Here is a 21696-nt window from a genome sequence, read left to right on the forward strand (position 1 = left end):
TAACCGTATGGGCCGCCTGTATGGGGCTCTCTTTTAAATACTTGGAGCATCCCATGGCTACTAATGTAAACCGGTTTATTTCAGAACTTGATGGCGGCGTCTTTGAGGAAAAACTCGCCCATATCCTCAGCGATGTTGCCTCTGCGGTCACGGATTATGACCGCAAAGGTGAAGTCCAGATCACCCTCAAGGTGGGGAAAATAAAGAACAGCCACCAAGTGCAAATCGAGCACACCCTGAAATACAAAAAGCCAACCAACCACGGCTCTATCTCCGAGGACAACGCCACCTCTACCCCCATGTACGTCGGTACCAAGGGCGCCCTGTCTTTATTCCCTGAAAAGCAAGACCAAATGTTTGACAAAAAAGGAGCAATTAACGGCGATGTAACCCCGATCCGAAACTCGTAGCTCAAAGAGTCATCGGCTTTCACTAACCACCCACCACGACCATTAAAGGAAAACCGCAAATGTCCATGGATCAAAGCGCAATCAAGGAGATCAAGGAATCTCAAACCACCGCAGAACTGGCAGCCATCATCGGCAATGCCAAGCTGGATATGCCCTTACTTGCCACTCCAGACAGTTTTAGAATTCACAGCCTGGAAAAGTATCTCCCAGGCCGCAACCGCTACCGTGGCCTGATGGAAACTGTCGCACTAGAGGATTTCACTTCTTATTGTCTGGAGTTCGGCGGAGATGAATCTGCTTGTTTCGTCGACCCACAACGTATGACAGCACGAACTGTTTTCAACCTGGGCAGCGTATTAGAGCCCGGCCATGCTGACTTCACCGCAAAACTCAGCCTTATCCAAACCGCAGAGCTTAAAGACTTGCTGCAACTGAACGGCGAACGCTGCAAACAGAAGCGCATGGCGGAGTTTATGGAGGACTATGCGGACAATATTACCTGCTACTCCAGTGACGGCGAGGCAATTCCGAACAGTAAAGCCGTTGCCGCAATACGCCGCCTTACTATCGAATCCTCCAGAAAAGAAGAACACGAGACTCAGGACTTCAATACAAGCCGTAGTGCTTTGGAAAAAATCGAAGCTCGCAGTGATGAAGGCTTACCTGCGGGCTTTAGATTTGAATGCACCCCCTACAACGGCCTGGACGCTCGCAGCTTCGACCTACGTTTGTCCATTCTTACGGGTGGTGACGCACCCACACTCACCGCCCGCATTAAGCGCCTGGAAGCCACTCAAGAGGATATGGGCAGAGAGTTGCAGGAAAAGCTGGCTGGTGCATTCAAGCCCTCCAAGATCAACACCTATATCGGCAGTTTTGCTGCGTAATTAGCAGCTAATTCTGCCTTAGCAGCAGGGTCGCAGGTACTGGACCCCTTTCTAAAAGGATCTAATTATGGATGTCCAAACTATAAGTGCCGAACCCACCGAGGCTGTTCAGTCCGTAAAAGCCGAAATCCCTGAATGGACAAAATTCGCAGGAAACAAGACAGGGAATCCCCCTGCAGGGGTTGAGAAAGGCACTCCAATCGCCATTCGCCTGCGCGACGGTACTGAGTTGGCTGTATTTGCCGGTGACTCGTTTGATCTACCCATGGGAGATTGGGATCACGCCGACCATGAAAAAGACATCGTGGCCTACCGCCTGCTGTCTGCCGAAGAAAAAGAGGAATTTTCAAAGGCCAGCGTCCTCATAAAAAGCTCCACCAAGGAACTAGAGAAAACACTGGATCACTGCAAGGCCACTATCAATCTTTTAAAAGGTATGGCCCGCGACCCTTTGCTTGCATATATGGTACCCAAACTGGTGGCCGCCCTACGCTGTCCAGACGGTAAATACAAAGGTGTCGCTGCCAACGCTAGCAAATCAAGTAACTGGGTGTTACAGCAAACCATGCAGGCGTTTAGAGAACCATCCAAGGATTGAAAACCCCGAGCCGGTGGAAGTCCGGCACCTAATTAAAGCGAACAAAGCGCATGAGCGAAATTTGTGAATCAACAGTGCGGGCACCAGTGATCCGCTACCACGGGGGGAAATTTCGCCTCGCCCCCTGGATTGTAGGATTCTTCCCACCGCACCAGCTTTATACCGAGGCTTTCGGGGGAGCTGCAGGGGTTCTGATGCGCAAGGTACGCAGCCACGGCGAGGTGTACAACGACCTGGATGAAGACATTACCAACCTGTTCCGTGTACTCCAGCAACCCGATAGCAATGCCCATCTGCGCGAGCTGCTGGTGCTCACGCCCTATGCCCGAACCGAGTTTAAATTGTCCTGGGAAGAGACAGCAGATCCCGTAGAACGCGCCCGGCGCACTGTAATCCGTGCTCATCTCGGATTTGGCAGTGCTGGCGCCACCAAAAACAATACCGGATTTCGCACAGACACCCGTCGTCGTTACTCTACCGCAATGCAGATTTGGGCACGGTATCCCGACAATTTGGTGGCAGTTCTCGACCGCCTGCAGGGAGTGTTGATCGAGAACCGCCCGGCAATCGAAATACTGGAACAGCATGACAGCAAAGATTCCCTCCACTTTGTGGATCCGCCATATCTGCACGACACCAGGAAGATGGGCAGCGTCTGCTATCGACACGAAATGACAAGAGATGACCACAGGGAACTGCTCTCAGCTCTACGGAACCTGCAGGGCATGGTGGTGCTGAATGGTTACGACTCGAAACTGTATCAAGAGGCATTACCAGATTGGCGTATGTACATCAAACAAGTCGCAGCCAGTGGTGGGCGCGGCAGTGTAAAACGCACGGAAGTGTTGTGGCTCAACCCAGCCTGCGAGGCAGGGCAGAAACAACAGGGGCTCGATTTAGTCGGGGGTGGTGTGTGAGGCTCTGGCAATCCCTCACCGGCATCGCCGCACTCATTTTCTGCGGCACCAGCCTCGCCTTTACTGTGCAGCTGTGGATCGCTATACCCAGCACTACCGGCAGCCAGGTAGTGGCCGGCCTTACCGCCGTTGCTCTGGAACTGTGTAAGTTTAGTTTTGCGCCGCTGGGCCTCTGGTTGCGCGCACAGGGACAGCTCAGTGGCCATGTACTCCTCGCGCTCTGGCCATTACTGGTGGTGATCAGTATTGTCGCCACTGTTGGATTTCTCGCCACTCACAGCGAAGAGCAGCAGCAACGCAACACCCAGGGCAGCCTCGAATACCAAGCGCTTGAACAGCAGCTCAACAGCATTAAAGAGCAGATCAACAGCCTGAACGGACTGATCGCCACAGACGCCGCCAACGGCTACCGGCAACGGGCCCTTGATACCACCCCCAAATTGCATGCCCTGGAAACCCAGCGCAGCCAGCTCATCAAAAGCCTTTCCACAGCCAAACCAGGCGCCAGCGCACACGGTGCATTTAACAGCCTGGCCAGCATGCTCAATACAGACCCCGTGCGATTACAGCACGCCGGATTCCTCACCCTGGCAATCATCACTGATGTGGTAGGGCTGGTGGCGTTACTAGCGTTTAACGCTGCCTCAACGGTTTGTAAACGTTTAGCTAAACGGTCTAAACGGTTTTCAACGCCAGATAAACAGTTTTCAACGGATTCTAAACGGTTCTCAACGGACGCTAAACAGTCGCCAACAGAGCCTAAACAGCTGCTAAATGACGCTAAACAGCTACCAACGGTAGATAAACGGTTGCCCAGGGAAGGGCAGGGCTCCTCAACGTTTCCTAAACAGTTTTCAACGGTTTCTAAACGGTCCTCAACGCCAGCTAAACGGTTTTCAACGGAGCCTAAACGGTTTGTAAACGCCGACCTCAGCCAGGAACAGATTGAACTGGCCAACCAAATTTGCGCCGGTAAGTTCGGCACCCGGCCCGTGTTACGCAACATCATCAAGTGCATTCGCGGTGGGTACCCAGCCGCCAAACCCGTTTTCGATGCACTGGAACAGACAGGAGAAATCACCCGGAACGGCCAGAGGTTTTGTTTAGCTGGACGCCAATCACATAACCAATAGGCGCGAATCTGATCGCGCCATAGTTTATAAAACGGGGTATATGGTAATGAACTCCAGTAACCAACTCATGTACTGGAAGGACTGGGTGCGGGAGAACTTCATCGGCACCCAACCTGCACGCGCAACCGTCGTTAAATGGGTAGCCTCTGGCGAAGTAGCCGGAAGATGGCTGGGGGATCGACTGTATATTTATCGAAACGGATTCCACGACCCCAACACGATACGCACGAAAGAACACCCCGCAAACAGCATGTGTACCGAATCATTATCACCTCTGCTGGCTCACCGATAATTTAAAGGGAATATCAATGGGAAGACCACGTAAACCAAGGTTCGTGGATGGCTTGGAGCTACCGGACAATTTGTACACCGATCCAAAAAAGAGAAAAAACTATTGGCGCTATATTCGGCCTGATGGCTCCATCCTCACTTTTCGTGCTACCACCGTTGAGGCCATCCGCCAAGCTAAACAAGCCAACCGCCAGAGAGATTTATTCAAGCACCAGCCAGCGGCCAACGAAACACTATGGACAGCTCGTGCAGGCAGCCTTCTGGATAGATATACCAGCTGGGTGGCATGGACAGAACTCAATCACCCCAAGCAAGCCACAGCTTCACGCTGGGCACAGAAGCGTCGGTATGTAGAGCGCATGTGTGAACAATTGCAAAACCCCATGCCGAACGAACTCACCCTGGCCATGGTCCGCGAATGGTGGGAGTCTCAAGACTACCATCCTCAACGCAACAGCCGGGCCGCACTGCGCAGTTTCATCAACCACCTGATGCTGGAAGGTGTAGTACCAAAACTACCATTCAATCCATTCAATACCAGCGATGAAGCACCGAAGCTGATTCCGCGCCAGAGACCTCCAAAAGTACGCCAGCGGCTCACAATTACCGATTTCTGGCGAATCCACGACAAGGCTGGAGAATTGGGTTATGAGGGATTGCAGATCGCCATGGAACTGTCCCTACTGACTACTATGCGGCGAGGAGACGTGTGCAGCCTACGCTTGGACATGCACGTTACAGAGGTAGGGATCGACAAAGGGGTTGAAAAGTCAATTAGCCAGCGCGGCGAAGAGCGAGCCACCTACCTGCGCTGGTCCTATAGCAAACATCCGGGCCTACGCCGTGTTATCAACCGTGCCCATCATTTATCTCTGAATAACTACCGCTGTCCTTTTGCAGTGTCTTATCCTCCAAAGCGGCGCCAGCCAAGAGCGAAGCAAGACGAGCACTGGTGCCGCCTGATGCCAAGTAGAATTTCCAATCAGTTCAAGGAAGCCAGAGACGCTGCCGGAGTGCGTGAAGATCTGCCCAGCAATGCCAAGCCAACCTTCCATGAGATCCGGGCTTTAGCCTCACATCTACTTAAAAAGTCAGGCCATAGCCCGGAGTCCATTGCAGAAATCTGCGCGCATACCGACGCAGAAATCACCGAGAACTTCTACCTGTCTGGGCATGAGCGGGAATACATTGATGTGGGCATCACTATTGATCCGAAACTGATCAGTCGGAAGTGATTGGGAGTTTTTGTACGGGGTTTTTGTACGCTTGTAAGTTGGTTTTTGTACGCTCAATCGCGAAAACTGGCTGAAAACCGCATGGTACAAGGCTTTGAATGGTCGGAGCGGCCGGATTTGAACCGACGACCACCACACCCCCAGTGTGGTGCGCTACCAGGCTGCGCTACGCTCCGGAGCTTTTCAGAGATCTATCTCTCTAACTACTTGATTTTAAAAGAGATAGTGACCTAGCAAGGCGCAAATCATACAGGAGTGACAGAGGAATGCAAGCCTAGATTGGTGTATTGCTGTCAATTATTTCAGAAGGGTCAGAACGCTTTTCAATTCCGCAATGACTTCAGTCATCACTTGCTGAAGCTGGGCGACTTCCGCCTTCTCACTGCCAACCTCAATCTGCTGGCGAGCCCCACCGATGGTATAGCCCTCTTCATACAAAAGTGCACGAATCTGACGTATCAAGATGACGTCCTGATGCTGATAGTAGCGGCGATTACCTCGGCGCTTGACGGGTTTCAAGTGGGGGAACTCCTGTTCCCAATAACGCAGGACATGGGGTTTGACGGCACAGAGTTCACTGACTTCGCCGATAGTGAAATAGCGCTTACCGGGAATCGCTGGCAATTCAGCTCCATCACTCGCTTCCAGCATATTCTTCTACTCGCGCCTTGAGCTTTTGGCCCGGTTTGAAGGTAACAACTCTACGGGCGGAGATGGGGATTTCCTCACCGGTCTTTGGATTGCGGCCGGGGCGCTGACTTTTGTCGCGCAAGTCAAAGTTGCCAAAGCCCGAGAGTTTTACCTGTTCGTTACTTTCCAGCGCATTGCGGATTTCTTTGAAGAAGTATTCCACAACCTCTTTCGCTTCGCGCTTGTTAAAGCCCAGCTCTTCGTACAGTCTCTCGGCAAGCCCGGCCTTGGTCAGTGCCTCTGTCATTGGATCCCACCAATTGATTCAGAGGCGTCGACTTCAGATCGTAAGCAGACCAAACTTCGGCAGCTTTCAACCCGATAGCAGACGCTCTCAGGGTGCAATTCAGCTTTCACCAAAGAGCATCATGCTCCATTAGCGCAAGCTAGCGTTATACATTTCTTCCAGTTTTCTGACTACCGCCTCTATAGAGGCATTGATTTCTTCGTCATTAAGGGTGCGTGACGAATGCTGAAAGGTCAAGCTCAATGCAACACTTTTTCTATTTAAATCAATGCCTTTACCCTGATAGACATCAAATATTTTGAGGTCGATCAAGGTTTCGTCAGCCGCTGCTACAGTGGTTTTCACCAAGCTGTCGGCGGGTACATCCGCATCGATCAGAAGGGCGAGATCTCGGCGCACTTCCGGGAACTTGGACAAGGGGCTGAAAAGAGGCACTCGCCCTTTACCCATGGCTTCAAGACTGAGCTCGAACACAAAAGCGGGCTTTCGAAGCGCTAGCTTCTTTTGTACCTGAGGATGCAGGGCACCAATTACCCCCACTTCGCCATTTCCGCGCATAATCTTGGCGGTTTGCCCGGGATGTAGTGCCGGGTGCTTAGCGGTCTCAAAGTGGAACTCTTCAGCCGCGCCAGTATGGGCCAGCAAAGCCTCAACATCAGCTTTGACGTCGTAGAAGTCCACAGCATCTCTGTTTCCCGTCCAATTTTCCGCGAGACGGCTCCCATAGGTCAAACCGGCCAGCATTTGTTCTTGGCGCAGTTGGGGGCCGGGCACAAAGCGCAAGCCTGTCTCAAACAAACGCGCACGACTCTGCTGGCGGTTTAGATTGTACTGCAATACCTTGCACAACCCCGGCAGCAAGGTTGTACGCATAACAGCCAACTCTGCACTGATCGGGTTTTGCAGCGCAACCGGCTCTGCTAATGGATCAAACAATGCGGCACTGTCGCTGTCGATAAAACTGAAGGTAATCGCCTCGCAGTAGCCACGAGCCAGTAGGATCTGCTCCAATTCACGCTGAACAGTTTTGCTCTCAGGGCGCGGGTCGATTTCCAACTCGGCAGTAACACTTTCGCTGGGAATTCGGTTGTAGCCATACACACGGGCCAGTTCTTCGAGCAAATCTGCCTCAATCGCGAGGTCAAATCGAAAGCTCGGGGCGAGAAAAGTCCATCCCTCTTCATTTTCGTCGATTTTTTCCAGGCCCAGGCGGGTGAGGATATCGACTATTTCATTATCAGTCAGGGTAAAACCCAGGCCATCCTGAACCCGTGTTCGCCGCAGGGTAATGTGGCGCTCGGAGGGCATGGTTTCACTCAACTCGCGCACATGTACCGGACCTGGCTCACCACCAACAATATCCACCAGCAACCGGGTAGCCCGCTCGATAGCCTTTTCCTGTAAGCGATAGTCAACACCGCGTTCGAAGCGGTGAGAGGAATCCGTATGTAATCCATATGAGCGTGCTTTTCCGGCAATAGCAACCGGATTAAAGAAGGCACTCTCAAGAAAGAGGTGCTGGGTGTCTCGGGTTACCGAAGAATCCAGACCACCCATAATACCGGCTATTGCCAGGGGCTTTTCCTCATCTGCGATCAGAAGGGTGCCTTCTTGCAATTCGACCTTCTGGCTATCGAGCAAGGTAAGTACTTCACCAGGCTCCGCCAAACGCACTTTAATCCCACCGGAAAGCTTCTCCCGGTCAAAGGCGTGCATCGGTTGGCCAAGCTCCAGCAGGACATAGTTAGTGACATCAACCACTGGATCAATACTCCGCAGGCCGCTGCGGCGCAGGCGTTCCTGCATCCAAATTGGAGTTTGAGCCTTGATATCAACATTGCGAATCACCCGGCCCACATAGCGCGGGCAGGCGGCCTCAGCCAGTAGGGATACCGGCAGGCTTTCGTCATTCTGCTGGGATACCGGGCGAATTTCCGGTCCCTGTACTGCGCTGCGGTTTAGCACCCCAACTTCGCGAGCAATACCAGCTACGCTGAGACAGTCAGAGCGGTTGGGTGTCAGGTCTACCTCTATCGTTTCATCGTCAAGTTGCAGATATTCTCGCAAGTCGGTACCGGTAGGTGCCATTACCGGCAACTCCCAAATACCGTCACTGCCTTCTCCAAGCTCCAGTTCCACCTGCGCACAGAGCATGCCGAAGCTCTCCACGCCGCGCAGTTTGGCCCTCTTGATCTCAATACCACCCGGCAATTTCGCACCTACCAGAGCGAAGGGTACCTTGATGCCGATGCGGACATTTGCAGCACCGCACACCACCTGTATCTCCCCATCGGGATCACCCGCCACTTTACACACTCTCAGCTTGTCTGCATCCGGGTGCTGCTCACAGGCAACAATCTCACCAATAACCACGCCAGAGAAATCGCCCGCAACTTTTTCAACACCTTCCACTTCCAAACCAGCCATGGTGATTTGATCAGCCAGATCCTGAGTAGTCAGCTCGGGATTTACCCATTCCCGCAGCCAGGAGTTACTGAATTTCATAGTTCATCTCTATTTCTGTATTCCATCAGCACAGCTTTATGCGCAATCGGCTAAAAGCGCAAAATCTGCAGCAATTTGGATTCGCATATCAATACGAGCAGCCCCGCGCCACTCGCTCTCACGTGTTCAGTTAGAACTGTTTTAGGAAGCGCAAGTCATTATCAAAAAATAAGCGCAGATCATTGACTCCATAACGCAGCATGGCGAGACGTTCAATGCCAATACCAAAGGCAAAACCAGAGTATCGCTCGCTGTCGATATCACAGGCGGCGAAAACATTTGGATGCACCATGCCGCAACCGAGAATTTCCAGCCAGCCACTACCGGAGCACACACGACAGCCCTCCCCGCCACAGACAGTACACTGAATGTCTGCTTCAGCGGAGGGTTCAGTAAACGGGAAGTAAGACGGGCGGAAGCGCACAGGGACTTCTGCTTCAAAGAAGGCACGCAGAAACTGGTCGATACAGCCCTTCAGGTGGGCGAAGCTAATATTATCTCCAATAACCAAACCTTCCACTTGATGAAACATCGGGGAGTGCGTGACATCTGAGTCGCAACGATACACACGTCCGGGACAGATAATGCGAAGTGGTGGAGATTTCTTCTCCATGGTACGAATCTGCACAGAGGAGGTGTGAGTTCTCAGCACAGTTGCCGGATCTATGTAGAAGGTATCATGCATCGCCCGTGCCGGATGGTGCGCCGGAATATTCAGCGCTTCGAAGTTATAGTAGTCCTGCTCTATCTCTGGGCCGGTTTCAACGGAGAAACCGATACTCATGAAAAACGCTTCTACCCGTTGTAAGGTTCGGGTAATTGGATGGCAATGACCCTGCTCTTCGCCACGCCCTGGCAAGGTGACATCAATAGTCTCCAGTGCCAGCTTCGCATCAATTGCCTCTTGCTCCAGCACAGTACGGCGCAGGTTAATTTTTTCCTGTACCAAGCGTTTAGCTTCGTTGATTTTGGCTCCCGCTGCCGGGCGCTCACCCACAGACAGCTTGCCCAGCCCCTTCAGAAGGGCCGTCAGTAAACCCTTCTTGCCCAGATAATCAATACGTACCTGATCTAATACGGCCAGATCGTCGGCCTTCTCCACCAGCCCCAAGGCCTGTTCAGTCAGGGGCTGCAACTCTTCTACTCTGTCCATAAAATAACAATAAAATCAATTAGTTAACGATTTTTGATGCAAAATAATTATCGATCATACACCTGCCAGGGGGAGCATTATAACAGTGCCAGTCTCTTGCGCGCCTACCCTTTGACACCCTGCAACCCCAACTGCAGGCAATGCCCGGAGCATTACAACCTATAGATCGCTCACCGGTCTGTATGCCTGCATCCATAGCCCTGTTGAAGAATGCATCGCACAAAATAAAGTGAGCCACTTTCAAGAAGCAAGTATCATATCCAGCAGCACCGAGGAATCATCCAGCCATAAATGCCCAACAGGACTGTAGTGGTCTACTAAACCCGGACACCAATTTAGATGGTAAAGTCGCCACCTGAGATAGAGATGTTCAATGAAGCGAGTGGGTACCGTCTCTCGGCTACGCTTCAATCGCTGCAGCGAGGTGAGATGTCAGCTACTATCTGATGACTTACTACAATTGGGAATGCCCACATCAGCATAACGATGGTGTGCCTCCCGCAAAGGCGGAAGAAAAACTTAACTTACTGTCCGGAAATAGTTGACCATTACAGAATAAGGCGGTTAAAGGCTCGCATTCACTTCAACTTTAATGCCCACAGGGTCATAAAAGATCAGTTGTTCAATCCTCCCGCCAGGAACCAGCATCTGCTCGCAGTCAATACCGAGAGATCCCAAGCGTTCCTTTATAGGCTGCAGGTCATCGGTATGAAAGGCAATATGATCCAGGTAAGGGGCTACTGGCTGCTCCTTGGTATCCCCTTCAATCAGATGTACGATGGGCCTGCCATTCCCATAGAGCCAGAAGCCTCTGCGAGCGAAGTGAGGGCGGTTGCCCTCAGCAAGGCCAAGAACTGCTTTATAAAAGTCCCGCACGCGAATGAGTATTTCCATGGGTGCGGCGATATTGAAATGATCCAGCTGCATCATATTCTACCCAGTTTGTTCATTGATAAATGAGTGAGTATCACCGCCTCAATTTACACTCTAAATGCGGTCTATCCCGCGCTTGCCTGTGAACCCAGTTACCAAAACTATCTACACACAAAACAATTATAGAATCCCGTTTTCGCGCAACTTGGCAATCTGCTCGACACTCTTACCCAGTAATTCTCGTAAAACTTCTTCTGTATGCTCTCCCAGCACCGGTGGGGCCTGTCGATAGTCCAGGGCCGTTTCGGAAAAAATCACCGGGTTACGTACCGTTTTAACCTTGCCCGCTCTGGGGTGGTCCTGCTCAATTACCATCTCGCGCACTTGCACCTGGGGATCGGCAAACACCTCATCCAGAGTGTTAATTGGCCCACAGGGAACATGGGCGTCGCTTAATTGCTTCAACCACCAGGCTGAATCCTGCTGGCGAGTCGCCTCTTCGATTTGCGGTATCAGTTGGGCGCGGGCGATAACACGCGCTGCATTAGTAGCATAAGCTGGGTTATCGGCGATATCTGCTATTCCAGCGATATCGCAGAAGCGTTTGAACTGGTCATCATTTCCCACTGCCAGCATAAAATAGCCATCTCTGGACGGCACCGCCTGATAGGGCACAATATTGGGGTGGCCAGTGCCCTGTCGCTCAGGATTTTTACCAGAGGTCAGGTAGTTCTGTGCCTGGTTGGCGAGCCAGGCCACTTGGGTGTCTAGCAGTGCCAGATCGATATGCTGTCCCATCCCGGTACGCTGACGATACACCTCTGCTGCGAGGACTGCGGATACGGCGTACATACCCGTCATCAAATCGGCGACGGCAACTCCCACTTTTTGCGGTCCGGCGCCGGGCTGGCCCTCCGCCACGCCGGTGATACTCATAAGGCCCCCCATACCCTGGATCATGGCATCATAACCGGCATGGTTTTTGTAGGGACCAGTCTGGCCAAATCCGGTGATAGAGCAATAGATCACAGCGGGATTGAGCGCCTTGATAGACGCGTAATCCAGGCCATATTTTTGCAGGCCACCCACCTTAAAGTTTTCCAGCACTATGTCACAGTGCGCTGCCATCTGCCTGATCAAATCCTGGCCCGCCTCAGTGGTGATATCCACGGTAACAGATTTCTTGCCGCGGTTGGCACTGAGGTAATAAGCCGCATCAGGGGTCTCATTACCCACCTTATCTTTCAGGTAGGGAGGACCCCAATGGCGGGTATCATCGCCGCGCTCCGGTCGCTCCACTTTGATCACTTCTGCACCAAAATCGGCGAATACCTGGCCGGCCCAGGGGCCTGCGAGAATACGACTGAGATCAAGGACTTTTAAATGCGCGAGCGGACCTGCCATAACTTCCTCTTTTACTGGTTTCAGGGGCAATCCCAGGAAAAATTATGCGGCAGCCTAGCAGATAACCCACGACAGCGCCCAGCTTGGAAAGCTGCGGCAATCGCCGTACACTGGGGCGAAAACAAAAGGAGGTGTAGCATGAATGCTCAGGAAGCCGAAAAATTCAAATCCTTTCGCGACTTTTATCCTTTCTACCTACAGGAGCACCGCAATCTGACCTGTCGGCGTCTGCACTTTGTGGGCACTGGCCTGGTTATTGCCTCTGTATTGTTGGCAGCTGCCACCTTCAATCTGCTGTGGTTGGCAGCAACCCCCATTGCGGGATACGGTTTTGCCTGGATCGGACACTTTTTCTTTGAACACAACCGGCCTGCCACCTTCAAATACCCATTCTACAGCCTTCTGGGCGATTTTGTGATGTTCAGGGATATGCTGCTTGGGCACATCGCCCGTTGAGCAGTCCCTTTACTTTTTCTGCATCGACAAGCCGTACTTGCGCAACTTGTTAGCAACCGTGGTATGAGAAATCCCGAGTTCCTTTGCCAGTTCTCTGGTAGAGAGGCGACTGGCAGCCAGGTCGCCAAACACCGCCCGCTCCAACTGCTCCATTATTTCCCTGTATGTGAGCCCCCGGCCCCAATTCCGCCAGGGCAACAGAGTCTGTGGAATCAATTCAGGCACATCCTGTCTGTCAATGCGACAGGTACCGCGCCTTCGACAGTGGGCAGCCGCAGCCATTAGATAATCGCGCAGACCATGAAAGTTCTCTGGCCAGTCGTGCCGCCTGATCAGATCCTGTACCGATTCATCCAGATCCAGCGCATCTAAATCTGGGTACTCCTGCCGCAAAAGCGTTGTAGCAAAGCGTTCAAGTGCCGGGCGCATCTTGCGCAGAGGCGGCAGTGTTATGGCCAGGGATGAAAACACCTGCGCCAGTGCTGGCGCCAGTGTGTGTACGTCGCCACATGTAGCCACCAGGCGAACACCTGCCGGCAATTCCCGTAACTGCCGCCGCAGCCCGATCTGGGCTTTCTCACTAAGGTGATGCACATCCTCCAGTATCAAGGTCCCCGTAGAGTGCAGGTGGGTTGGAAGCACAAAGCGCCCTTCACAGGGCACAATACGGATACAGCCCGAGCGGGCAGCCGAGGGAGACAAATAATGCACCGCACTGGCAAAAGTACTTTTACCAGTGCCGCGCTCCCCCGCAATCAGCAGCGGTGCGGTCAATGCCGCCAGATCCCGCAACTGTAAACAGCGCTGTCTGCGCAGGTCAAAATCCCAGAGCGCCATTGCGCGGAGTGGCTGGGGGATAAATGCGCTCTTTTCTCGGGCCTGCAGCCGCAATACCGCGCCCGCCATGGAATCCACCCCAGAGGGATTCTCTCCCAGGGCAATAGGAGACCAATTGAGGTAAAAATTCTGTCCGCGCACCACTGCCTGTAAGCCGTAGCGGGGTACGGAAAAATCCCGCAACAACTCCGCCACCTGCATCAACGGTAGAAAGCGCTGCAGTTGCATTCCCGGCACCCGGTCCAGACTGACACCAAAAACCCGTGCCGCAGCGAGATTGGCGGCAACTACCCTCCCCTCCCGGTCCACACTGAGGATTGGATCAGTCACGTGTCGCAACAAGGTATCCAGTTCAAAGTAGCGCCGCTCCAGGGGCAAAAGTGTGATGCGCCGCACCCGCTGGACACCCGGTACCCGATAGAGGGAGCGCTCTATGCTCTGATACTGGGTCGAGAGCATGCCCGGCGCCAATAGATAGACCTTGTCACCACTGTCTCCTCCAAGTTCCCCGGAAGTGACATTTATACGATATTCACCGAAGATTTCCATGATTTCATGGAGGATACCTACTCTGTTCGCACAAGTTATCTCGACTCTCACCAAAGCTCCCGTAAAGAAATCTTTACAAGAAGTGTAAATAGATCACCCCAGGCAGCGCAATAGGGCGTTCACAGCCCTCCCCTCTGGGCGATCAACTGACTAAAAATAGGGATAGGTATAACAACAACGCTTTAGTGACAGGCTGTTAGACCCTTTTACTGGAGAATGGCCTGCGGGAGACAACGGCATGAAAAAAGCAACAGCACCGAAGAGCAGCAAGTACACAGCACGCGAGCCCAACGCTCAGGGCTTTATTGACTACACAGACCGGGAACATCACACCTGGCAGCGTCTGATCGAACGCCAATTGGGCGTTCTTCCCGGTCGTGCCTGCGATGAATATATGCGCGGACTGGCACTTCTGGACCTGCCCCGTGAACGCATCCCGCAACTGGAGGAAATATCCCGTGTGCTGCGCCGGGAAACCGGCTGGGAAGTCGCAAGAGTACCCGCGCTGATTGGTTTTGAGACATTTTTTGGCCTGCTGGCCGAGCGCAAATTCCCGGTAGCCACCTTTATACGCACTCCGGAGGAATTTGACTACTTGCAGGAACCGGATATCTTCCACGAAATCTTTGGCCATTGCGCCATGCTAACCAACCCGGCCTTTGCCAATTTCACTGAAAAATATGGCCAGTTGGGCCTCAGTGCCTCACCCAAGGAGCGCGCTTACCTGGCCCGCCTTTACTGGTTTACGGTTGAATTCGGCCTGCTCAAAAGCGAGAATGGGCTGCGTATCTACGGCGGTGGCATTTTGTCCTCTCCCAGGGAAACCCTATACGCCCTGAGCAGTGAGCCGGAGCACTTTGATTTCTCTCCTCTGTGCGCCTTGCGCACACCCTATCGCATCGATATTGTTCAACCCATTTACTATGTGCTGAACAATCTACAACAGCTGCAGAATCTCACTGAAATTGACCTGATGGCCAAGGTGCACGAAGCCATTGAACTGGGCCTGTTCGAACCGCGCTTTCCACCAAAAAGCGCAGCTTAAACAGCCGCCGGTGCCGGGCGTCCCACCGCATCGCGGCACCGGTCAGCTCCTGCCTTGCCGGTCAATCGGCCCTGCAGTACTCCACCCATCACTGTCCTGCCAAATACTCCCAAAAGCATTGCAATCCGGGAAAATTCCACTACCAGCACAGTTGGTCGGAGCCTATCGTTACAAAACGTGATGTAGTAAGAGGCCAACGCCCTTCAAGCAGCGATCACCCTCTCTACTACCGCAACACACAACTACCGCAGGGGCGGCAAGCCATTGACGGTGTAACAATGCGCGCAGGGATTCGGTGCCCCGTGGTTTTTGGGAGCACCGTAGCATTATGTCCTCACTTGACGCGATTGATAGACAACTGCTTGCTATTCTGCAATCTGACATCAGCCTTTCCATAGAGGAGCTGGCAGAGCGTGTGGGGCTCACCAAGACGCCCTGTTGGCGCCGGGTGCAGAAGCTGGAAAAAAGCGGGATCATCCGCCGCAAGGTGGCCCTGCTCAATGCGGAAAAGCTGGGGCTACCGGTATCGGTATTTGCCCAGGTGAAAACCGGTCAGCATACCCCGGAATGGGCGGACGCCTTCGCCGAGCATGTGGCCCAGTTGCCGGAGGTGGTGGACTGTTACCGCATGGCTGGCAATTACGATTACCTGCTCAGGGTGGTGGTCAGTGATATTGCCGCTTATGATTGTTTTTACAAAGGGTTGATCCGCCGCGTGGGTATCAGCGATATTATTTCCAACTTTGCCCTGGAGCAGATCAAGAGCACGACAGAGCTGCCCATTCCTTCGGATAAGCAGGAGTGATTCCCGCACAGAGGCCGGTGACAAGGTCTGCCGGCGGTTCGTCTGTCTGTGGTAATGAGGGATTCTCGCCCACCAATTAGGGATGACCTGTGGCGGAAAGCGCCTTATTTCAGTCCTTTTTCCTGATTTTCAGCGGCGCTGCGATTGTCGCGTCTCTGGCATTGTTCGGGCGCCAGCCCCTGCTTGTTGCTTACATTGCCCTAGGTATTCTGTTGGGACCATCCAGCCTGGCGGTGATCGATAACCTGCGGCTGCTCTCGGACATGTCCAGTGTCGGGATTATATTCCTGCTGTTTCTGCTCGGACTGGATATGCAGCCCCAGGCACTGGTATCGGTACTGCGCAAGGCCACGTTTGTGGGGCTGGTGAGTTGTGCAATCTTTCTCGCCCTCGGTTTTGGCATCGGCTGGCTATTCGGCTTTACCTCTTTGGAGTGCTGGGTCATCGGTATGGCCCTGATGTTCTCCAGCACCATTATTGGCATCAAACTGCTGCCCACTACTGTGTTGCACCACAAACACCTGGGAGAACTGATGGTGGGCTTGCTGCTGTTTCAGGACTTTGTGGCCATCCTCTGCCTGACGATCCTGCTCAGCGACAATATCGGCAATATGCACCTGGAACAACTGGCCCTGTCCTATGGCTCGCTGCCTCTGATAGTGATGCTGGCCTGGGGGGTGGTGAAATACCTGCTGTTGCCCCTATTTACCCGTTTCGACCGCTTTCACGAGTATGTTTTTTTACTAGCCATCGGTTGGTGCATGGGCATGGCGGAACTGGCGGAAACCCTGGGCCTGTCGAGGGAGATCGGGGCTTTTATCGCCGGCATTACCCTGGCCGCCAGCCGTATTTCCCAGTACATTGCCCTGAGTCTGAAACCCCTGCGGGATTTCTTTCTCATCCTGTTTTTCTTCAGCCTCGGTGCCCAGTTTGACCTGGCAATGCTGCCGGAGATACTGGTTGCGGCGCTGGTCACCACAGCGGTGGTTCTACTGGCCAAACCAGTGGTGTTCCGCTACCTGCTGGGCAATCAAAGCGAACAGAAAGTACTGGCCTGGGATATCGGCTTTCGCCTCGGGCAGATCAGCGAGTTTTCCCTGTTAATCGCCCTGCTCGCGTGTGACCGGAACCTGATCGGCAGCGCAGCCTCCCATTTGATCCAGGCCACCGCGATACTGACCTTCCTGGTGTCATCCTATATCGTGGTAATGAACTTTCCCAATCCCATCGCCATCAAAGACGAATTGCGCAGAGACTGACGTGGCACAGCACTGTTTATCGTATGCCAGCCAGTTGCCGCCCCAACAGCTGCAGACCAATTTTCAGGCGGTCGAAAATCTGGGGAATATCCCTGGCGAACATCAGGTACAAACAAGGAACCAGCAACAGGGAGATGGCAGTGGCCGCCAAAATACCGTAGCCAAGGGAAATCGCCATAGGAATCATAAAACGTGCCTGCACCGAGGTTTCAAAAATCATTGGCATCAGTCCGCAGAAAGTGGTCACTGTAGTGAGCACAATCGGGCGGAAACGGCGCGCGGCGGCGCGCTTGATGGCACTGTCTATTCCGGCTCCCTCCCTGCGCAGGCGGTTGCTGTACTCAATCATCACCAGGGTATCGTTGATCACTACCCCGGCCAACGCCACCATACCCAGCAGGCTGACCATGCTCAATCCATAGCCCATAACAAGATGGCCCAGTATGGCTCCAATCACGCCGAAGGGGATGGCAACCATGACAATCAATGGCTGCAGGTAGCTCTTCAGGGGAATGGCCAGCAACAAATAGAGGACCGCCATCGCCAGTAGGAATGTCAGACTCAGGGAGGCGAGCCCCTCTCGCTCGTCCGCCTGGCGCCCTTCGTAGGAGATACTGAGGCCGGGAAATTCCATCTGCATCTGCGCAATCACATTGCGGTCCAATGCATTGATCACCAGCGCCGCCTGGTCACTGGGTTCCACATTGGCGGAAACCGTTAACACCCGCCGGCCCTCGCGGCGATTAATGGTGGCATAGGCGCGCCCCTGCGACACCTCCACCAGATCCGGCAATGGCAGCCACAGGCCATTGCCGGCACGGATCATGATGCTGGATACATCCTCCATACTGACCCGTTCGCTTTCCGGCAGGCGCACCATCACTTTGACCTGGTCGCGGCCGCGCTGCTGCCGCAGGGCTTCGGCGCCGTACAAGGCCGCGCGCAACTGGCGGCCAATATCCTCCGCCGACATACCCAGGCTCTTGGCACGCTCTGTCAATGTCAGATCCAATTGCGACTTGCCCTGGGAGATACCGACATCAATGTCGCTGACATTGGGGAACTTCTCCAGTTCTTTACCCAGGTGCAGGGCCGCGCGCTCCAGCATATCGGTATCGGTATGCCGCAGCTCCACGGTGAGAGAGGCGCCCGCTCCGGGACCGCCCCGGTCTGCAGCGGTGATTGCACTGAGCGCCCCCGCTATTGGGCCCGCCTCCTGCCGCCATGCGCGCACGAACGAGCCGGTGGAAAACGTGCGTTGGTCCGAGGGCACAAAGTAGGCGTCCACCTGTACCGAATCGTTGCGGATCAGCCCACGAATACCGAGAAATACCCGGTCGCGGTCGTAACCCTCCAGCACCCGGTCGGCAGCATCCATAATCTGGCTGCGCGCTTTTTCCAGCTGCTGTTCGGCGGTGCCGCTGGGAAAGGTCACCTGGAAGCGACCGGAATCCCGTTCCACCCGCGGCATCAGGGTGAAGCCCATACGACCGCTGGCAGCATACCCCGCTACGACCAGCAGAGTGGACAGCGCCACCGCAATGGTGGTGTAACGATGGCGCACACAGAGGTCGAGAAAAGGGCGAAAGTGTACCCGCACAAAGCGGTCCAGCCCCTGCGCCAGCACTTTCTGGCGCGCGGCGAAACGACGCGCCCTGCGACTTTTGTACCGGCGGCGGGAGTGGGCCAGGTGTGCCGGGAGGATGAACAGTGCCTCCACCCAGGAGATCACAAATACAGAACCCACCACAAAGGGAATCACCCCAAAAATCTTGCCCATAAATCCGGGCAGTGCCATCAGGGGGATAAAAGCCACAATATTCGTGAGGATGGCGAAGGTCAGGGGCACCGCCACCTGCCGCGCGCCGGCCACCGCCGCCTGCAGGTTGCTATAACCCTTCTGGCGCCACTCATGAATATTTTCCCCCGCGATAATCGCATCGTCCACCACAATACCGAGGGCGATAATAAAGGCGAACATGCTCACCATATTCACGGAGATATCGAGCCCCGGCAGGAACAGCAGGGCACCGAGAAAGCTGGTGGGAATGCCCAGTGTGACCCAAAACGCAAGGCGCAGCTCCAGAAATGCCCCCAGCACGACAAACACCAGTAAAAGCCCGATAAAGCCGTTTTTCAGCAGCAGCGACAGTCGCTCCTTGAACAATTCCGCGTCGTCGTCGCGAATACTCAAGGACACACCCGGTGGCAGCCTGTCCTCCAGTTCCGCAATCACCGCCCGCGCCGCCTCGCTCACGCTCATGGGGGTCTGCTCGCCCACACGAAAAATCCGGATACTCACCGCCGGCTCGCCGTTAAAGACCATGCTGCGTGCTTCATCCACCAGTGCATCGCTGACCCTGGCAATATCGCGAAGATACACAGCGCCTCCCTCCCTGCCCTGGGCCACCACAATATCGCCAAATTCCCGCGCCCAATCCCGCCGCTCGGTGACCCGGACCAGTATTTCACCGGCTGTGGATTTAACCCCACCTGCCGGCACATCCACCGCCCCGTTGCGCACCAGCGCCGCCACCTCCGCCAGTGTGAGCCCGTAGCGGCGCAGGTCGTCCCGGCGCACCGCAATCGACACCTCCAGATCCCGCACCCCGGAAGTTTCCACCTGGGTAATCTCGGGGTGTGCCTCCAGTCGATCGAACACCTGCATGGCAACAGTGCGCAGGCTCCGGTCATCGAGGTCGCCATGCACCACCAGATCCATTACATCGCGTTTTCGCTCTGCCAGGCTCACCCGGGGCCGCTCAATATCCGCAGGGAAGGTCGTCACCCGATCAATCGCCTGCTGGACATCCTGGTAAACCTGGTTGGCGTCGGCATCGCCCTGCAGCTCCAGAGTCAGCGAAGCCCCACCCTCGGAGGCCATACCGCGCATCTGCTTGATACCCACGATACCCTGCACCGCCTGCTCGGCAGCCACCAGCACGCCCCGCTCAACCTCCCCCGGACTGGCGCCGGGATAGGAAATGGCAATGCTGACAATATCCAGGCTGAACTCCGGGAAGACCTCTTTTTTCACCACAATGGAAAAAATCAGCCCGCCAACAAGAAAGACCAACATCAACAGGTTGGCTGTTACAGAGTTGCGCGCCATCCAGGCAATGGCACCGGAACGGGTATCAACCTCCCGGCCACTCTTTTTGAACTCAGCCATCGGCGCCCCCGCTTCCGCTGCTGCGCACGCGCTTTTCCGCAACCTTCCGCGCGGATACTGCCGCCTCTGTCCCAAGGGGCTGCTGCGCCCTGACCTCAGCAGCAATGCGCACCGGCATGTCCTCGATTACGTTAACCAGCCGCGTGGTTACCAGCGTCTCACCACCGTTCAGGCCCTGTTCCAACAGCGCGTAGTCCCCATCTGTATAGGCCACCTCTACCGGCAGTACCCTTGTGCGGTTGTCTTTGACCACCCACACCCTGTTGCCATCCTGCAGGGCAACAAGGGGGATTCGGACGCTCTGTTCTTCACTTTGGGAAACAATCTCCACTCGGGCAAGATCATTCAGCAGCAGCTGTGGCTGGCCCGGATTGCGCACAGACAGGGGGTCCTCCAATTCCACCAGCACACTGGCAAGCCTGCCCTGCTCTTCCAAAACCGGAATTGTGCGCACAAATTCACCGCGCCGGAAGACGCCCTGGGGCCACTGACTGCCATAGATACGCACTTCATTAGTGGCCGTGGTTAATCTGTGCAGCTGTGCCGCCGGCACTTCCACCGCAATCTGGAAACGATCGGCACTGGCGAGGCTATAGAGGATATTCCCCGGCGCCACGCGGTCACCGACATCGACCGTCCGCGTCACCACCAGTGCATCGAAAGGCGCACGAATACGGGTGAGGCGCAGGTCACGCTCCGCCAGCCCCACGCTCACTTCCGCCGCCTGCACCCGCGCCTGTGCTTGCGCCAGTTGCGGCTCGCGCAGCACCAGAGCGCGATCCGACTCCGGCAGCGAGGTAGCCAGCAGGGCATATTCTTCCAGTGCCACCTGTTGCTGGCCCAGCTCCTGCTGCAGTTCGGCACGGCGCTCGGCGAGACTGCTGCGTGCAGTCTGTAATGCCAGTTGGTAGGGCTCCGCCTCTATGCGCAGCAATACCTGGCCTTTGGGTAAAATAGACCCCGGCCCCAGGCCATAATTCAGCCATTCCACTACTCCCTGCACCTGTGGCTGTACTTCTGCCAGCTCCCTTGCAGAGACCTTGCCGAGGGCACTGAACGTCACCGGGAAGCGACCGCTCTCGGCCACTGCCACCTCTACAGCGGGCGGTGGCACGCGACGCTCACTGCGCGCCATACTGGGTTTTTCCCGCAACATCCAACCGGCAACCTGCAACGCTGCCAGCACCAACACTACAGGCACAATCCAGCGCCAATGTGTTTTCTTCAAGA

At 54.7% G+C, this 21696-nt stretch carries 19 protein-coding genes, 1 tRNA gene and 1 pseudogene; 11 read left to right on the forward strand and 10 right to left on the reverse strand.

From position 1 onward, the window contains the following. Nucleotides 1-53 precede the first annotated feature (53 nt). From Q5Y71_RS03865 to Q5Y71_RS03890, 6 genes are all read left to right on the forward strand, one after another. Nucleotides 54-410 carry a hypothetical protein gene (locus Q5Y71_RS03865; RefSeq protein WP_306040249.1) on the forward strand — a complete coding sequence of 119 codons (357 nt, stop codon included), beginning with the start codon at nucleotides 54-56 and terminating at the stop codon, nucleotides 408-410. A gap of 59 nt (nucleotides 411-469) precedes the next feature. Further along, nucleotides 470-1297: a DUF2303 family protein gene (locus Q5Y71_RS03870; RefSeq protein ID WP_306040251.1), complete on the forward strand. Its 828-nt coding sequence runs from the start codon at nucleotides 470-472 to the stop codon at nucleotides 1295-1297. A gap of 67 nt (nucleotides 1298-1364) precedes the next feature. Next, nucleotides 1365-1895: a hypothetical protein gene (locus Q5Y71_RS03875; protein WP_306040252.1), complete on the forward strand. Its 531-nt coding sequence runs from the start codon at nucleotides 1365-1367 to the stop codon at nucleotides 1893-1895. A gap of 50 nt (nucleotides 1896-1945) precedes the next feature. Then, on the forward strand, nucleotides 1946-2812 hold the full coding sequence (locus Q5Y71_RS03880; RefSeq protein WP_306040253.1) for a DNA adenine methylase: 867 nt from the start codon (nucleotides 1946-1948) through the stop codon (nucleotides 2810-2812). Between the two features lie 110 nt (nucleotides 2813-2922). Then, nucleotides 2923-3945, forward strand: coding sequence for a hypothetical protein (locus Q5Y71_RS03885; protein ID WP_306040255.1), 1023 nt, complete (start codon nucleotides 2923-2925; stop codon nucleotides 3943-3945). Between the two features lie 308 nt (nucleotides 3946-4253). Continuing rightward, nucleotides 4254-5471 carry a tyrosine-type recombinase/integrase gene (locus Q5Y71_RS03890; protein WP_306040257.1) on the forward strand — a complete coding sequence of 406 codons (1218 nt, stop codon included), beginning with the start codon at nucleotides 4254-4256 and terminating at the stop codon, nucleotides 5469-5471. Between the two features lie 99 nt (nucleotides 5472-5570). Here the strand turns inward: Q5Y71_RS03890 and Q5Y71_RS03895 are convergent. From Q5Y71_RS03895 to pheS, 5 genes are all read right to left on the reverse strand, one after another. Continuing rightward, a tRNA-Pro gene (locus tag Q5Y71_RS03895) sits at nucleotides 5571-5647 on the reverse strand. Between the two features lie 121 nt (nucleotides 5648-5768). After that, nucleotides 5769-6122 (reverse strand): MerR family transcriptional regulator, encoded by a 354-nt coding sequence (locus Q5Y71_RS03900; RefSeq protein ID WP_306040259.1) that lies wholly within the window; start codon nucleotides 6120-6122, stop codon nucleotides 5769-5771. Further along, entirely contained in the window at nucleotides 6106-6408 is a 303-nt protein-coding gene (gene ihfA, locus Q5Y71_RS03905; protein WP_306040261.1) for an integration host factor subunit alpha, read from the reverse strand. Before ihfA ends, Q5Y71_RS03900 begins: the two co-directional genes overlap by 17 nt. 129 nt (nucleotides 6409-6537) lie before the next feature. Beyond that, on the reverse strand, nucleotides 6538-8913 hold the full coding sequence (gene pheT, locus Q5Y71_RS03910; protein ID WP_306040262.1) for a phenylalanine--tRNA ligase subunit beta: 2376 nt from the start codon (nucleotides 8911-8913) through the stop codon (nucleotides 6538-6540). A 130-nt stretch (nucleotides 8914-9043) separates the two neighbouring features. Further along, on the reverse strand, nucleotides 9044-10066 hold the full coding sequence (gene pheS / locus Q5Y71_RS03915) for a phenylalanine--tRNA ligase subunit alpha (protein ID WP_306040264.1): 1023 nt from the start codon (nucleotides 10064-10066) through the stop codon (nucleotides 9044-9046). A 377-nt stretch (nucleotides 10067-10443) separates the two neighbouring features. On the opposite strand from pheS, the pseudogene Q5Y71_RS03920 reads away from it, so the two are divergent. Further along, nucleotides 10444-10611, forward strand: a pseudogene (locus Q5Y71_RS03920) (IS3 family transposase); the annotation flags it as partial. A gap of 19 nt (nucleotides 10612-10630) precedes the next feature. On the opposite strand, the gene Q5Y71_RS03925 reads toward Q5Y71_RS03920, so the two are convergent. Continuing rightward, nucleotides 10631-10996 (reverse strand): VOC family protein, encoded by a 366-nt coding sequence (locus Q5Y71_RS03925; RefSeq protein ID WP_306040266.1) that lies wholly within the window; start codon nucleotides 10994-10996, stop codon nucleotides 10631-10633. A 123-nt stretch (nucleotides 10997-11119) separates the two neighbouring features. Next, nucleotides 11120-12343, reverse strand: a complete 1224-nt coding sequence (locus Q5Y71_RS03930; protein WP_306040268.1) for a CaiB/BaiF CoA-transferase family protein — start codon at nucleotides 12341-12343, stop codon at nucleotides 11120-11122. Nucleotides 12344-12481: 138 nt separating this feature from the next. Between Q5Y71_RS03930 and Q5Y71_RS03935 the strand changes: the two genes are divergently transcribed. After that, nucleotides 12482-12799 carry a DUF962 domain-containing protein gene (locus Q5Y71_RS03935; protein ID WP_306040270.1) on the forward strand — a complete coding sequence of 106 codons (318 nt, stop codon included), beginning with the start codon at nucleotides 12482-12484 and terminating at the stop codon, nucleotides 12797-12799. A 9-nt stretch (nucleotides 12800-12808) separates the two neighbouring features. On the opposite strand, the gene Q5Y71_RS03940 is transcribed toward Q5Y71_RS03935, so the two are convergent. Beyond that, on the reverse strand, nucleotides 12809-14185 hold the full coding sequence (locus Q5Y71_RS03940) for a TyrR/PhhR family helix-turn-helix DNA-binding protein (protein WP_306040271.1): 1377 nt from the start codon (nucleotides 14183-14185) through the stop codon (nucleotides 12809-12811). 238 nt (nucleotides 14186-14423) lie between these two features. Here Q5Y71_RS03940 and phhA point away from each other — a divergent pair, with 238 nt between their 5' ends. The 3 genes from phhA to Q5Y71_RS03955 all read left to right on the forward strand — a co-directional run bounded on the left by phhA (nucleotide 14424) and on the right by Q5Y71_RS03955 (nucleotide 17294). Continuing rightward, entirely contained in the window at nucleotides 14424-15230 is an 807-nt protein-coding gene (gene phhA / locus Q5Y71_RS03945; protein WP_306040272.1) for a phenylalanine 4-monooxygenase, read from the forward strand. Nucleotides 15231-15558: 328 nt separating this feature from the next. Next, on the forward strand, nucleotides 15559-16035 hold the full coding sequence (locus Q5Y71_RS03950; protein ID WP_306040273.1) for an Lrp/AsnC family transcriptional regulator: 477 nt from the start codon (nucleotides 15559-15561) through the stop codon (nucleotides 16033-16035). A gap of 89 nt (nucleotides 16036-16124) precedes the next feature. Further along, on the forward strand, nucleotides 16125-17294 hold the full coding sequence (locus Q5Y71_RS03955; protein ID WP_306040275.1) for a cation:proton antiporter: 1170 nt from the start codon (nucleotides 16125-16127) through the stop codon (nucleotides 17292-17294). A 16-nt stretch (nucleotides 17295-17310) separates the two neighbouring features. Here the strand turns inward: Q5Y71_RS03955 and Q5Y71_RS03960 are convergent, their stop codons facing one another. Both Q5Y71_RS03960 and Q5Y71_RS03965 read right to left on the reverse strand, forming a co-directional pair. Then, nucleotides 17311-20466: an efflux RND transporter permease subunit gene (locus Q5Y71_RS03960; protein ID WP_306040276.1), complete on the reverse strand. Its 3156-nt coding sequence runs from the start codon at nucleotides 20464-20466 to the stop codon at nucleotides 17311-17313. Continuing rightward, on the reverse strand, nucleotides 20459-21694 hold the full coding sequence (locus tag Q5Y71_RS03965) for an efflux RND transporter periplasmic adaptor subunit (protein ID WP_306040278.1): 1236 nt from the start codon (nucleotides 21692-21694) through the stop codon (nucleotides 20459-20461). The genes Q5Y71_RS03960 and Q5Y71_RS03965 overlap by 8 nt, the downstream gene beginning before the upstream one ends. Between the last annotated feature and the right edge of the window lie 2 nt (nucleotides 21695-21696).

Source organism: Microbulbifer sp. 2205BS26-8 (genome assembly GCF_030731025.1).
GTDB classification, from domain to species: domain Bacteria; phylum Pseudomonadota; class Gammaproteobacteria; order Pseudomonadales; family Cellvibrionaceae; genus Microbulbifer; species Microbulbifer spongiae.